General features: G+C 72.1%; 10 protein-coding genes. 5 read left to right on the top strand and 5 right to left on the bottom strand.

Translation table 11 applies throughout. The features are described 5' to 3' along the window. Positions 1–142: 142 nt before the first annotated feature. The 3 genes from WMF43_RS31355 to WMF43_RS31345 form a co-directional block, all read right to left on the bottom strand. Positions 143–343: a hypothetical protein gene (locus WMF43_RS31355; protein WP_437670333.1), complete on the bottom strand. Its 201-nt coding sequence runs from the start codon at positions 341–343 to the stop codon at positions 143–145. 166 nt (positions 344–509) lie between these two features. Beyond that, complete coding sequence (locus WMF43_RS31350) at positions 510–1,370, bottom strand: ABC transporter ATP-binding protein (RefSeq protein WP_437684131.1); 861 nt, start codon at positions 1,368–1,370, stop codon at positions 510–512. A 146-nt stretch (positions 1,371–1,516) separates the two neighbouring features. Then, positions 1,517–3,298: an SUMF1/EgtB/PvdO family nonheme iron enzyme gene (locus tag WMF43_RS31345; RefSeq protein WP_437670331.1), complete on the bottom strand. Its 1,782-nt coding sequence runs from the start codon at positions 3,296–3,298 to the stop codon at positions 1,517–1,519. Between the two features lie 118 nt (positions 3,299–3,416). Here WMF43_RS31345 and WMF43_RS31340 point away from each other — a divergent pair, with 118 nt between their 5' ends. The 4 genes from WMF43_RS31340 to WMF43_RS31325 all read left to right on the top strand — a co-directional run bounded on the left by WMF43_RS31340 (position 3,417) and on the right by WMF43_RS31325 (position 8,282). Beyond that, the gene (locus WMF43_RS31340) at positions 3,417–4,202 is read left to right on the top strand and encodes an aldo/keto reductase (protein WP_437670330.1); all 786 of its coding nucleotides are present in this window, start codon (positions 3,417–3,419) and stop codon (positions 4,200–4,202) included. Between the two features lie 8 nt (positions 4,203–4,210). Next, complete coding sequence (locus tag WMF43_RS31335; protein WP_437670328.1) at positions 4,211–5,206, top strand: D-2-hydroxyacid dehydrogenase; 996 nt, start codon at positions 4,211–4,213, stop codon at positions 5,204–5,206. 83 nt (positions 5,207–5,289) lie between these two features. Then, positions 5,290–6,558 carry an ATP-binding protein gene (locus tag WMF43_RS31330; RefSeq protein ID WP_437670326.1) on the top strand — a complete coding sequence of 423 codons (1,269 nt, stop codon included), beginning with the start codon at positions 5,290–5,292 and terminating at the stop codon, positions 6,556–6,558. After that, the gene (locus WMF43_RS31325; protein ID WP_437670324.1) at positions 6,555–8,282 is read left to right on the top strand and encodes an ATP-binding protein; all 1,728 of its coding nucleotides are present in this window, start codon (positions 6,555–6,557) and stop codon (positions 8,280–8,282) included. Before WMF43_RS31330 ends, WMF43_RS31325 begins: the two co-directional genes overlap by 4 nt. A gap of 393 nt (positions 8,283–8,675) precedes the next feature. Here the strand turns inward: WMF43_RS31325 and WMF43_RS31320 are convergent, their stop codons facing one another. Beyond that, positions 8,676–9,419 carry a hypothetical protein gene (locus WMF43_RS31320; protein WP_437670322.1) on the bottom strand — a complete coding sequence of 248 codons (744 nt, stop codon included), beginning with the start codon at positions 9,417–9,419 and terminating at the stop codon, positions 8,676–8,678. A 148-nt stretch (positions 9,420–9,567) separates the two neighbouring features. Continuing rightward, positions 9,568–10,782 carry an RNA polymerase sigma factor gene (locus tag WMF43_RS31315; RefSeq protein ID WP_437670320.1) on the bottom strand — a complete coding sequence of 405 codons (1,215 nt, stop codon included), beginning with the start codon at positions 10,780–10,782 and terminating at the stop codon, positions 9,568–9,570. Positions 10,783–11,013: 231 nt separating this feature from the next. Between WMF43_RS31315 and WMF43_RS31310 the strand changes: the two genes are divergently transcribed. Further along, on the top strand, positions 11,014–12,063 hold the full coding sequence (locus WMF43_RS31310; protein WP_437670318.1) for a hypothetical protein: 1,050 nt from the start codon (positions 11,014–11,016) through the stop codon (positions 12,061–12,063). The last annotated feature ends 18 nt before the right edge of the window (positions 12,064–12,081 follow it).

Here is a 12,081-nt window from a genome sequence, read left to right as displayed (position 1 = left end):
ACCGTGGCGCCGTAGCGGGTGAGCATTTCGTCCATCGTGACGAGCGCCGAGCCCTCGCAGAGCGCCTGTGCCACCAAGAGGCGATCGAACGGATCTCGGTGATGGTACGGCAAGGCTGCGGACGAGATCGCGTGACGGGAGGTTACTGCGCATCAAAGTCTTCGGGGACATCGAACAGGCCTCGGAGCGCCCCGAGCTTGCGCGCCGGCGGCGTGGGGCTACGCGGGGCCGATTCCTCCTCGAGGATGATCACCTCGACGTTTTTGCCCACGAGGGCCGAGAGCTCCGGGATGTGGAGGGTATCGGAGGTGACCTGGGTGTGAATGCGGATCGCATTGGCCATGGTGGGCACGTCGGAGTGTAGCGCGGCGGGGAGCCGGCGACGCCCCGCGGTCAGGGGCGACGAGCCGGGGCTGCCCGTGAGGGCAACCGGGCGCGCTGAGCCCATGCGACTTCACCCACCCCCCACGGACGGAGCGCCGAGCTCGCAGGCACGGTCGGCCCGCCCCTCACGCCCCGCCTCGCTCCAGCGCCTCCTCAAGGGCCCGCACCTCGCGCGCGAACGCCGGCTCGGTGCGCAGCGCGGCGGTCCGCTGCGCCGGCAGGTCCAGCGTGCGGTCGGCGACGATGCGCGCCGGCCGCGCGGACAGCACGACGGCGCGCTCGGCCAGGTAGGCGGCCTCGGTGATCGAGTGGGTCACGAAGAGCACGGTCATGCCGAGCTCGGTCCAGAGGGCGCGCAGCTGATCGTCGAGCCGGGTGCGGGTGAGCTCGTCGAGCGCGGCGAACGGCTCGTCGAGCAGGAGCAGCCGCGGGCGCGTGACCAGCGCGCGGGCGAGCGACACGCGCATGCGCATGCCGCCGGAGAGCTCCGCCGGGTACCGCGCGCCCGCGTCGGCCAGGCCGACCTGGGCGAGCGCGGCCCGCGCGGCGGCGCGGCGCTCCGCGAGCGGCGCTCCGGAGAGCTCGAGCGGCAGGGCGGCGTTGTCGAGCACGCTCCGCCAGGGCAGGAGGTGCGCGTCCTGGAACACGTACGCGATCGGCGCGCGCCCGCCCCCCGCGGCGTCGGCGCTGCCGGCGCTGCCGCCCGCGCCGGCGCCCCCCGCGCCCCCGAGCCCCGCGTCGGGCTCGATGACGGCCGCGCCGGCGTCGGCGCGGTCGAGCCCGGCGACGAGGCGCAGCAGCGTGGATTTCCCGCACCCGGAGGGCCCGAGCAGCGCGACGAACGCGCCGGCGGGGATGTCGAGATCGATGCCGTCGAGCGCCACCACGCCCGAGGCCTTGGCGCCGGGCGCGCGGCCCGCGTCGTCCATCACCGAAAACACGCGCCGGACTCCGGTCAGCCGCACGCGGACGCCGCCGCTCGCCATTCCCATCAGTACCCGGCGTTCTATCCGCGCGGCCGCCGGTTGGCCAGGCGCTCGTGCGCCGCGGCGGCAATGCGCCCGCGCGCCGCGCCGGCCAGGCGCACGTGCGCCGCCGCCGCGCCCGCGCCGAACGGCCGCGGCGCGCCCCGCTAGCTCGACGAGGCCGTGCGCACGCAGCGGAAGCCGCCGCTCGCGAAGCGGTAGTGCGCCTCGAAGCTCGTGCGCGTCCAGGTGCGGAGCGACTGCGCGCCGTACATCCACGAGCCGCCGCGCATCACGAGCAGCGGCTTGTCCGCGGGCCGGGTGTTCCGCGGGTTGTGCGAGGGGCCGTCCGTGTAGAAGAGCGGATCGTCGTAGTCCTCGCACCACTCCCAGACGTTCCCGGCGAGGTCCAAAATGCCGTACGGCGAGGCGCCCGCCGGCAGCGAGCCGACGGGCACGGTCCCGCTCTCGCGGTGGTCGTAGTTCGCGCGTGTGGGCCCTGGCTCGGCGCGCCCCCAGGGGTACTTGCGGCCGTCGGTGCCGCGCGCGGCCTTCTCCCACTCGGCCTCGGTCGGCAGGCGCTTGCCGGCCCAGTTGGCGTAAGCCCGCGCGTCGTCCCACGACACGTACACCACGGGGTGCTCCTCCTGGCCCGACGGGATCTCGCCCCGCCGGAAGTGGGAGAGGAACCGGCTCGCGTCCGGGTCGTCGGGCCGGTACCCCGTCACGTCGACGAACGCCTTGAACTGGCGGTTCGTGACCGGGGTGCGATCCATGTAGAACGCGTCGACGTGCACCTTCCGGCGCTGCTGGCCCATGAGGAACGGCCCGCCGGGCACGAGGATCATCTGCTCGCCGGTCTTCTCGCGGACGGTCGGCGCGAGCGGGCGCGCCGAGGACGAGGGCCGCGACGGGGCGGGGGAGTACTCGGCGAGGGCCTGGTCGAGGCGCGCCCGGAACTCGGCGCAGGACGCCGGCCTGCCGGCCGGATCCTTCGAGAGCGCGTCGAGGATGAGCCGGTCGAGGGCCGGCGGGATGTCGGGGCGGAGCGACGACGGCGGCGCCGGGGCGTCGGCCACGTGCGCCATCATCACCGCGAAATGGTTGGGGCTGTCGAACGGCACCTGCCCCGTCGACAGCTTGTAGAGCGTCACGCCGAGCGAGTAGATGTCCGAGCGCGGGTCCGCGGCGTGGGGGCTCTTCACCTGCTCCGGCGACATGTAACAGCAGGTGCCGAGGAACGCCCCGCTCAGCGTGTACGTCGTCCCCTCGAGGATCTTGGCGATCCCGAAGTCGACGATCTTGGGCATCATGCCGTCCTTGCCGGCCGTGACGAGGATGTTGTCGGGCTTGAGATCGCGGTGGATGATGCCGAGCCGGTGCCCCTCGTCCATGGCGTCGAGCACCCCGCCGAACAGCGCGCGGATCTCCTGGAAGGGGATGCGCCCGCGCCACCGCTCGAGGTGCCGCACCAGCGTGTGCCCTTCGATGTACTCCATGACGATCGCGAGCACGTGCTCGCGCTCGACGAAGTCGTAGACGGCGACGACGTTCTCGTGGTTCCAGCCGCGGAGCACCCGCGCTTCCCGCGCGAAGCGCCGCCGGATCTCGGGGTTGCCCGCGAGGTTCGAGTGCAGGCACTTGACGGCGACGACGCGCTCGCGCGCCCGGTCGTGGGCCCGGTAGACGACGCCCATGCCGCCCTCGCCGAGCGTCGTCTCGATGCGGTACACGCTGATCTCGGTCCCGGGCAGGAGCCGCACGGGCGGCAGCGGCAGCGGCGGCGGGGACGACGGCGCCCCGGCGCCGCGCTGCGTGCCGGGGAGCGCCGTCGCGGAGTAGCCGATGTCGGGAGCGGGGGCGGGCAGGCCGCACGAGGGGCAGAAGCGGGCGTTCTCCGGGAGCAGGGAGCTGCAGCCGGCGCACCGGAGAGAGGTGTCCTGGCCCATCGGTCGGCCGGAAGTCTCGCACAGGTCGGGCCGGCGGTGGGCGGCGAAGCGAGCTCGCGGCGGCGAGCGCGGGGACATCGACGGAGGAGCGCGGCGCGCGTGGTGTAGGATGCCGCGCATGGACGACTGGCTCCACCGCGCCCCCGCCGCGTTCCACGACAAGCGCTTGTTCCGGCTGGGTCTGGCGGCGAACTACGGCATCGACGAGGACGGCGTGCGCGCGGCGATGGACCGCGGCGTCAACCTGTTCTTCTGGACCTTGCGCGCGGGCGGGCTCCGGAGCCCGCTGCGCGAGGCGCTGAAGCAGCGCCGCGATGACGTGGCGGTGGTGGGCGTCGCGCAGATCGGGTGGTTCGGCTGGGGCGTGCGCCGCGGGGCGGAGAAGCTCCTGCGCGAGCTCGGCACCGACCACCTCGACGTCTACCTGCTCGGCTGGCTCGGCGTCGGCGCCGCGTGGACCGACGCGACGGCGCGCGAGATCGTGCACCTGCGCGAGAGCGGCAAGGTGCGCGCGATCGGGGTGAGCATCCACGACCGCCCGCGCGCGGGCGCCCTCGCGGCCTCGTCCCCGCTCGACCTGCTCATGATCCGCTACAACGCCGCGCACCCCGGGGCGGAGCGGGACATTTTCCCGCACGTGCGCGACCGTCGTCCGAGCGTGCTCGCCTACACGGCGACGGCCTGGCGGCGCCTCCTGAAGAAGCCGAAGGGCTGGGCCGGCCCGGCGATGACGGCGGGCGACTGCTACCGGTTCCAGCTCTCGAGCCCGCACGTGGATCTCGCGCTGACGGGCCCGAAGAGCCGCGCCGAGGTGGAGGAGAACCTCGACGCGCTCGCGAAGGGCCCGCTCACCCCGGAGGAGGAGGCGTGGATGCGCGAGTTCGGGCGGGCGGTGCACGGATGAGCGCGCCCGTGGACCCGCGCGTGGTTCCGGTGGAGCGGCGGGTCATCGCCTGCACCATGACGTTCCCCGAGGACGCGGCGCGCGCCCTCGCCGAGGGGGTCGCGCCGCACGCGCTGGCGCTGCCGGCCGCGCGCTCCGCGGAGAACCTCGTCGCCGTGGGGCGGGATCCGGTCGTGGCCGGCGCCGAGGTGGTCTTCGGCCAGCCGCACCCCGACGACGTGTGCGCGGCCCCGCGCTTGCGCTGGGTGCACCTGAGCACCGCGGGGTATGCCCGCTACGACGTGCCGGCCGTGCGCGCCGCGCTCGCCGCCCGCGGCGCGGTCCTCACGACGAGCAGCGGCGTCTACGCCGACCCCTGCGCGGAGCACGCGCTCGCGTTCTTGCTGGCGGCGTCGCGGCGGCTCCCGGAGTGCCTGGAGAACCAGCTCGGCCCGCGCGCCTGGCCCGACGTGCCGGTGCGGTCGCGGAGCGCCCTCTTGCGCGGCCGGCGGGTGCTCCTGCTCGGCTTCGGCGCGATCGGCCGCCGCCTCGCGGCGCTGCTCGCGCCGTTCGAGGTCGAGCTGTGCCTCCTGCGCGCGCGTCCCCGCGGCGACGAGCCCGGCCGCGTCGTCGCCGCGGAGGCGCTCGGCGACGCCTTCGCGTGGGCGGACCACGTGGTCTCGAGCCTGCCCGAGGCGGAGAGCACGCGCCGGCTCGTCTCGCGGGAGCTCCTCGCGCGGATGCGCCCGGACGCGTGGTTCTTCAACGTCGGCCGGGGCGCCACGGTGGACCAGGAGGCGCTGCTCGAGGCGCTCGAGGCGCGCCGGCTGGCCGGGGCGTACCTCGACGTGACGGATCCCGAGCCGCTGCCGCCGGATCACCCGCTGTGGCGCGCGCCCGGTTGTACCATCACGCCGCACGCGGCCGGCGGGCGGCGCGAGGAGCCGGCGGCGCTGGTCGAGCATTTCCTCGCGAACCTGCGGAGGTTCGAGCGGGGGGAGGCGCTGGTGGACCGGGTGATTTGAGGCTGCTGCGTGCCCCGGGCTGCGGGCGTTGCGCTTGCCAACGAAACTGTTGCGAGCGGTGGGCGGCGGGGTAGGTTGACCTCATGGAGGACAAGGCGAAGCTCGTCCGGGAGGTGGGGAACTGGGTGAGCGGCGACCGGTTCTGGGACCGGGAGCAGGAGGTCTGGAACCTCAAGGAGCTCCTGGACGAGGGAGCGAACGTCCTCATCGCAGCGCCCCGGCGGGTGGGCAAGACGAGCTTGATGCGCAAGCTCTGCGAGGAGCTCGAGAAGGGGAACTACAGGTGCCTGTTCCTCGATCTGCAGAGATCCCAGAGCGGCGAGGACGCCATCGTCGAGCTTGGGGTGGCGACGCGGCCGCACCAGACGCTCTGGGACAGGGCCAAGGAGCTCGTGCGGGACAAGGCGGAGCAGATCGAGTCGCTCGGCACCGATGAGCTCAAGCTCACGTTTCGCGAGCACCTGAAGCAGAACTGGCAGGCCAAGGGCGAGCGCCTCTTCGACGCGCTCGCCAGCGCCGAGTTGCCTGTCGTCATCTTCATGGATGAGCTGCCGATCCTCGTGAACCGGCTGCTCAAGGCGGACGAGTACACGATCACGCCCGAGCGCAAGAGGCTCACGGACGAGTTCATGTCGTTCCTGCGCGCGCAGACCATCAAGCATCGATCGAAGATCCGGCTGGTCGTCGCGGGCTCGATCGGGCTGGAGCCGGTGCTGCGCCAGGCCGGTCTGAGCGCCACCGTCAACACGTTCACCCCGTTCGAGCTGCGCCCCTGGGACGGAGAGACGGCCATGGGCTGCCTGGAGGCGCTGGCGAACAACTACAGCGTCGCGCTGCTCGAGGGCGCGGCGCAGCGCATGGTGGAGATGCTCGGCTCCTGCATCCCCCACCACGTGCAGATGTTCTTCAACCACGTCTACAACGACACGAAGCGCCGCGCCCAGCAGGAGGTATCCGTCGACGACGTCGAGCGCGTCTACAAGCACAGCATGCTCAGCACGCGTGGGCACGCGGAGCTGAGCCACATGGAGGAGCGGCTCAAGCTCGTGCTCGGCGAGAAGGACCTGCCGCTCACGCTGGACCTGCTCACCGAGGCGGCCGTCGTCGGGATCCTGACGCCGGCCGCGGAGCTCGTGCTCGCGAAGGACAATGCGGCGGTCGCGGAGCCGGGGGCGCCCCGGGAGAAGCCTCAGGATGTGCTGCGGCGGGTGATGGACGTGCTGAAGCACGACGGATACCTCGTGGACAACGACGCCGGCGCATTCGTGTTCGCGTCGCGCCTGCTGCGCGACTGGTGGAAGGGCCGGTTCGCGTCTCAGTTCATTCCGGCCGCAGCGCGCGAGGCGCCATGAACCCGCCGCTCATGAAGCACAACCCGGCGTTCCTCACGCCGGAGCAGCTGCGGGCGTCCTTCGTGGTGCGCAAGCGCGACCTCGACATCGTGCTCCAGTACATCCGCGACAGCACGGGGCCCTCGAACCAGCACGTGCTCGTGCTCGGGTCGCGCGGCATGGGCAAGACGACGCTCGTGCGGATGCTGGCCGACACGGTGACGCGGGATCCGGAGCTCGGCGCGCGCTGGTACCCGCTGGTGTTCGGCGAGGAGAGCTACACGGTGTCGACGATCGGCGAGCTCTGGCTCGAGGCGATCATGCACCTCGGCGACCAGACGGGGGAGGCTCGCTGGCAGGCGCTCCACGACGAGCTCCGGGCCGAGCGGGACGACGAACGGTTGTGCGCGCGGGCGCTCGCGCGGCTGGTGGGGTTCGCCGAGGAGCAGGGCAAGCGCATCCTGCTCATCGTCGAGAACCTGCACATGCTGCTCGACGAGCAGATGTCGAAGAAGGACGCCTGGTCGCTGCGGCACACGCTGCAGAACGAGCCGCGTATCTTGCTGCTCGCGACGGCGACATCCCGGTTCGGCGCTATCGTCGACGAGGAGCAGGCGCTCTACGAGATGTTCGCCACGTACGCGCTCGAGCCGCTCGATCTTACCGAGTGCCGGGCCCTCTGGGAGGCAGTGGGCGGCGTGGAGGCGGACGAGCGGCGGGTGCGGCCGATGCAGATCCTGACGGGGGGCAATCCGAGGCTGCTCGGCATCCTGGCCTCATTCTCGGCCAAGACGTCGCTGCGCGACCTCATGGAGAACCTGACGCAGCTCGTCGACGACAACACGGATTATTTCAAGAGCCACCTGGAGAGCCTGCCGCCGACGGAGCGCAAGGTCTACGTTATGCTGGCGGACCTCTGGGCCCCGTCCACGGCGCGGGAGGTGGCCGAGGCGGCGCGGATGGAGGTCAACCAGGCGAGCGCGCTGCTTCACCGGCTGGTGCGCCGGGGGGCCGTGGTTGAGGAGGGGCAGGGGCGGAGGCTCAGGTACCGCCTGAGCGAGCGGCTGTACAACATCTATCACCTGCTCCGGCGCCGCGGGGCGGGCGCCGCCCGCGTGCGCGCAGTGGTAGATTTCATGGTCCACCTATACGAGGGGGATGGGCTCGTGGGGCTGCTCGGCCGGATTGCCGAGGAGGCGAACGGGCTCGGGCCGGCGGAGCGGAGGGATCACATCGATGTCATGGAAGGGATCGTGCTGCGCATGCGCAATCCGGAGCTGCGGAGCGACCTTGTCGATTCATTGATCCGGATGGGCGTCCCGAGTTGGCCGGATGTGAGTGAATCGCTCAAGGAGACGTTCCTGCTGACGGAATCCGCGCGCTTGGACCGGGAAGGGCAGCCTCTCTTGGCTGCACGGCTCCTCGCTACGTCGCCAATCCTAAGCACGAAGATGGTTGGCGCCTTGCTACTCATCCTTGCCGGTCTCTGGGACGAGGCCCTGACAGCGACGGAGCAGGTACTCTCTTCGAAGGACGACGCCCCGGCCAAGAGCTCGTTCGAGCCGCTCCTCGTCGCTCTCCGCCAGATCGCCGGGCAGCCCGTCCACGCCCCTCCGGAGGTGCTGGAGGTCGCCTCCGATCTTGTGCGCGGTTTCAAGCTGCTGCAACGTCTGGCCACGCCAGCGCTCGAGCGCCGGCGCGAGCTCTATCACGCTCGAAAGGGGCGTGCCGCTTCTGAGAACTGAGCTGCGAGGCGTCTGTTCGGCGCCTTGAGCGCGCAGGTCACCTTCCATCCTGGCCGACCCGTCCAGCAGGAGTCGGTTGTGGGGGCTTCGCGACCTCTCGAGCCCGGCGACGAAGGGGCGCTCGCCTATGCGGCGTCAACCCCTTCGTTGTACTTGAGGTCGCGTCCTCTGGCGCCCCGTCGCCCGCCTCAAGGCTTGAAACGGCCGACTCAGCCGCCGATCCGGCGATTTCAAGGCTTGAAACGGCTCCCTCACCCGTCGAGTCGGCCGCTTCAAGCCTTGAGCCTCCCCGCTGGGCCGCCGAGCGGGCCGCTTCAAGCCTTGAAACGGCCCACTCGGCCCCCGAGTCGCCCGCTGCAACGCTTGCATCAAGCCTTGCAGCGGACCGCCGGCTCACGCGTCCGGCGAGAGCTCCGGCTGCCCGGCCGGCGTCCCTGTCGGCGCAGGCGGTGCGCCCGGCTGCCCCGGCGGCAGCACATCGCTCACGCCGCTCGCGCGGTGGACCTCGGCGAGGTCGTCGAAGATGAGCGGCATGAGCTCCGGCTTGCCGAGGTGGGCGAGCAACCCGCGCACGAGGAGCTTGTTCGCGTTGTAGACGCCGAGCCACGCCTCGCGCGCGGTCGACACCTCGGGGCCGAGCTCGAGCCGCTCGACCCGCGAGGCGCGCTGCTGCCGCTCGACGATCGCGAGCTTCTCATGCACCTCCCTGATCTCGGCCTGCCACATCTCCGCGCCGCGGATCTTGGCGCGGTGCTTCTCGAGTTCGTCGGCGATGTGCCCGACCGCGGCGGTCAGCTTCGTGATCCGCCGGCGGGCGAGGACGCTCGGCGCCTCACCGCGGAAAAACAGCTTCGGATCGACCGGCCTCCCTTTCAGCGAGTCGAGGTACGACGCGAACCGCACGATGACGTCCCGCGCCTCCTCCAGGACCGCGTTGCTGTCGAGCTCCGGCGCCGGCTTGGGCTGGCGGTCGAGCACGTCCCCGATCGCCTGATCGGCCATGAGCTGCTTGTTGATCGCGAAGTCGAGCATGTCGTCGAGGGCGGGGACCTTGCCCGTCAGGACCGCGGACATCTGCTCACGCGCGAACTTGCCGTAGATTCTCGTCTCGAAAGGATCGATATAGGGGTCTGCCATGGGCGCCTCCTGGGGTTGGTAAAACGGGTCGATGCTTGCCGAGCGCGGCTGTCCTCCGCAATGCCCTGGCAGGAACTCCGCGCCGGCAGGATCTCGACGGGCGCGGCGGGCGTAGGTGATCGCGGGGAGCGGGCTCCGCGCCGCTGCGTCACTCCGGCCGCGCGGCGACCGACGTACGTCGCAGGAGCTCGTCGCGTTCTCCTGCATAGGCGCCCCGAGGGAACTCGCGCCGGTGTTGTTCGAGCAGCAGGCGCATGTCCCCTCGACCGGAGGTGCGCGCCGCCATCACCTGGCGCCACAGCTGGAGCTCGAGCCCGGACCGGGCGCCGCCGCCCTGGAGTGGACCGGGAGCGTGCCGCGGGCTCGACGGGTCGTGCTCCGTTGCCTTCGGAGCGCCGCCCGCAGCGACGGCGACCGGCGGATCCAGCGGCAGCTCCGGGAGCGAGGGAAGATCCTGGTCGCGCCGAACGGCCGCGAGCACCTGCGGAGAGCGCGGCGCGGTCGCGTGGTCGGGGGGCGTCGGGAGGACACCGTCTGGCCCGGGCGCGAGCAGCATGAGCGCGCCCGCCATGGCGCCGGCCGCGGTGCTGGCCGTCGCTCTTCCGAGAGGCCGCGGGCGCGCAGGCGAGGCGCGCCACGCGCTCGCCGCCGGCCTCGCAGCGCCGGGCCCCGCCGCGCACCGGAGCCCGCCGCCGATGTGGTCGGCGGCGCGCCGGAGCAGCCCTCTGCGGAGCGGCCCTCCGGACGCGCGCGCCTCGGCCGCGGCGAATACCGCGGCGAGCGGCGCGAGGAGCAACCCGCGGCCACGGTGGCGCGCTTGCCAGCGCCGAAGTGCCTCCTTCAGGCTCTGCCGCGCGAGCCGGAGGTGGTTCCACGCGGTGTTGGGCGGCATCCCGCGCTCCTCCGCGATCGTCTCGATGGCCTCCTCCTTGAGGTCGTGCGCGACGAGGATCTCCCGTCGGTTCTGCGGTACCTCCTGGAGCAACCCCGCGAGGACCTCGCACCGTTGCTCCGCGATGAGCCGTGTCTCGGAGTCCGGCATGCGGCTGGCGAGCCCGTCCAGCGCTTCCTCGGGCCACGGCTCTTCATAACGCCGGTACGCGCGGTGGCGCTCGTGGGACATCACGTGGAATGCGATGCTCATGAGCCAGGCGCGCAGGGTGCCGCGGCGGGGATCGAACCGCGGCAGCGACCGCGCGGCGCTCCAGAAGATCTCCTGGACCAGGTCGTCCCGATCCGCGCCCTGGAAGCCCTGCTGCTCCACAACCCAGCGGATGACATCCCGGTGCTTGGCGATGATCTCCTCCGGGGTGATCGCGTGTTGCTCGGAGGCCTCGTCGTTCTTTCGAGATTTTTTCCCCATGCATCCGTGTTCCGCGGCGAGCCAGCTCGGCATTTGGAAATCGTCATGGTTGGCGGCGTCGGTTCAGCCCGCGACGACGGCGCGAGCCTGGCTCGATGCACCCCACGCCCTTGGCTCGGTGCATTCCGGAAACGTCTCAAAAATTCTCTGCCAAGTGCTTCTTTTCTACCGTTTTGAGTGGCCCAAGGCAGCTTGACGCAGAAGAAGCTCGCTGCGTAACATTCCGAGGGAATGGGGTCTACAGGCCGGTTGCCACGCGCGGTGGCCGCAGCGGTCGTCGTGTGCAGTCGTGCGGCGCTCGCGGCCGGCGAAGCGCCTCCCGCTGCGCCGCCCGCACCAGCCACGGCGCGCTCCGAGGCGGAGGAGGCGTTCGCGCGGGGTGAGAGGGCGCGGCGCGCGGGGCGGTGGGAGGAAGCCCAGGCATCCTACCGGGCCGCGTGGGAGGCGGAGCCGCGGCCGGAGTTCGCGGGAGAGCTCGGGCTCGCCGAGCTCGCGCTGGGGCGGTTCAGGGACGCGGCGGAGCACCTGCGCGAGTCCCTGCTGGACCGGGAGACGCTCGCGCCGCCGGCGCGGCGTCGCTTCATGGATGGGTTTCAGAGGGCGGAGAGCAAGGTCTCGTCCGCGACGATCTCGGTGAGCCGGCCCGAGGCCGAGGTGCTGGTCGACGGGCGACGGATCGGCCGCGGACAGGCCAGCTACTTCGTGTACCTCGAGCCGGGGCGGCACGAGGCGCGCGGCAGGCTCGAGGGGTATGTCGAGGACGCCTATCCGTTCGAGGCGCAGCGCGGCCGGGAGTCGGTGGTCGGCCTTCACCTGGAGCCGAAGCCGCCGCCGCCGGTTGCGCCGGTCGCGCCGGTTGCGCCAGTGGCGGCCGCTGCTGCACCCGCGGCGCAGAGCGGCCCGCCGGCGGGCACGGTGTTCCGGACCGGCGGGATCGCGCTCGCGTCGATCGGCGTCGCGCTCGGAACCGGCTTCGCCATCGCCGCCGCGGTGCGCGATGGTGAGGCGGAGGCGCAGGCGGATCAGATCCGCCTGCGCAACGGGGAGTCGGCGTGTTTGTACCCCGCGTACGCCGAGCCATGCGGCGCGCTGCGCGAGACGTACGAGGGGCGCAACGCCCTGAAGGCCGCCGCATGGGGGAGCTTCATCGGTGCCGGCGTCGCCGGCGCGGTCGCGCTCTCGTCGTTCCTATGGGCGACGGAGCCCAGCAAGCGCGCCGTGCGCGCGACGGCGTTCGCTGCCGCGCAAGGCGGGGCGGTGATCCTCTCCGGCGCCTGGTGAGGAGGCGCGGGAGACCGG

This window comes from Sorangium sp. So ce131 (genome assembly GCF_051519095.1).
In the GTDB taxonomy this organism is placed as follows: domain Bacteria; phylum Myxococcota_A; class Polyangia; order Polyangiales; family Polyangiaceae; genus Sorangium.
This window is presented reverse-complemented; position numbering and strand designations above follow the sequence as displayed.

Coding starts and splice junctions, on each gene's coding strand:
- WMF43_RS31340 (WP_437670330.1), top strand. CDS start 3,417: ATGGACGACTGGCTCCACCGCGCCCCCGCCGCGTTCCACGACAAGCGC.
- WMF43_RS31310 (WP_437670318.1), top strand. CDS start 11,014: ATGGGGTCTACAGGCCGGTTGCCACGCGCGGTGGCCGCAGCGGTCGTC.
- WMF43_RS31350 (WP_437684131.1), bottom strand. CDS start 1,370: ATGGCGAGCGGCGGCGTCCGCGTGCGGCTGACCGGAGTCCGGCGCGTG.
- WMF43_RS31325 (WP_437670324.1), top strand. CDS start 6,555: ATGAACCCGCCGCTCATGAAGCACAACCCGGCGTTCCTCACGCCGGAG.
- WMF43_RS31345 (WP_437670331.1), bottom strand. CDS start 3,298: ATGGGCCAGGACACCTCTCTCCGGTGCGCCGGCTGCAGCTCCCTGCTC.
- WMF43_RS31355 (WP_437670333.1), bottom strand. CDS start 343: ATGGCCAATGCGATCCGCATTCACACCCAGGTCACCTCCGATACCCTC.
- WMF43_RS31330 (WP_437670326.1), top strand. CDS start 5,290: ATGGAGGACAAGGCGAAGCTCGTCCGGGAGGTGGGGAACTGGGTGAGC.
- WMF43_RS31320 (WP_437670322.1), bottom strand. CDS start 9,419: ATGGCAGACCCCTATATCGATCCTTTCGAGACGAGAATCTACGGCAAG.
- WMF43_RS31315 (WP_437670320.1), bottom strand. CDS start 10,782: ATGGGGAAAAAATCTCGAAAGAACGACGAGGCCTCCGAGCAACACGCG.